Annotated in this window: 1 protein-coding gene and 1 pseudogene; both read left to right on the forward strand. The window is 70.5% G+C overall.

All coding sequences use genetic code 11. From position 1 onward, the window contains the following. Nucleotides 1–223 (forward strand): annotated as a pseudogene (locus tag NS355_RS17585) (cobalamin biosynthesis protein); the annotation flags it as partial. Further along, a partial coding sequence (locus NS355_RS17590; protein ID WP_244489744.1) for a cobalt-precorrin-4/precorrin-4 C(11)-methyltransferase occupies nt 220–662 on the forward strand: 443 nt, incomplete at its 3' end. The pseudogene NS355_RS17585 and the gene NS355_RS17590, both read left to right, overlap by 4 nt.

Consider the following 662-nt stretch of genomic DNA (forward strand, 5'->3'; position numbering starts at 1 on the left):
CGAGGCGGAGGGGCTGGCCGTCCACCCCGTCGCCGCCGGTCTGCTGTCAGGCATCTGCACTCCGACCCGCTCGACCGTCAGTTTGGCCGCACGCGGGGTCGGCAGCGTCGCCGAAGCCGTCGCGCTTGCCGCTGCCGGGCCGGGCGCGCGGATCGTCGGCCTGCGTGTAATTTCCTCCGACCGCATGGCGACCTGCGCCATTGCTCAAGGACTTGAAGAATGACCGTCCACTTCATCGGCGCCGGACCAGGTGCCCCCGACCTGCTGACCCTGCGGGGCCGCGATCTGATCGCCGCCTGTCCGGTGTGCCTCTATGCCGGATCGCTGGTGCCGGAGGCGGTGCTGGCGCATTGCCCGCCGGGTGCCAGAGTTGTGAACACCGCGCCGATGACGCTCGACGAGATCATGGCCGAAATTGCGGACGCCCATGCCAAGGGCCAGGACGTCGCTCGGCTCCACTCCGGCGACCTGTCGGTCTGGTCTGCCATGGGCGAGCAGGTGCGGCGTTTGCGCGAACTGGGCATCCCCATCTCGGTGACTCCGGGCGTGCCGTCCTTCGCGGCGGCCGCGGCGGTGTTGGAAAGCGAGCTGACTTTGCCCGGCATCGCCCAGTCGGTGATCCTGACCCGCACCCCCGGCCGCGCCAGCGCCATGCCGGAGGG

The organism is Sphingomonas yabuuchiae (assembly GCF_001477495.1).
Classification (GTDB): domain Bacteria; phylum Pseudomonadota; class Alphaproteobacteria; order Sphingomonadales; family Sphingomonadaceae; genus Sphingomonas; species Sphingomonas yabuuchiae_A.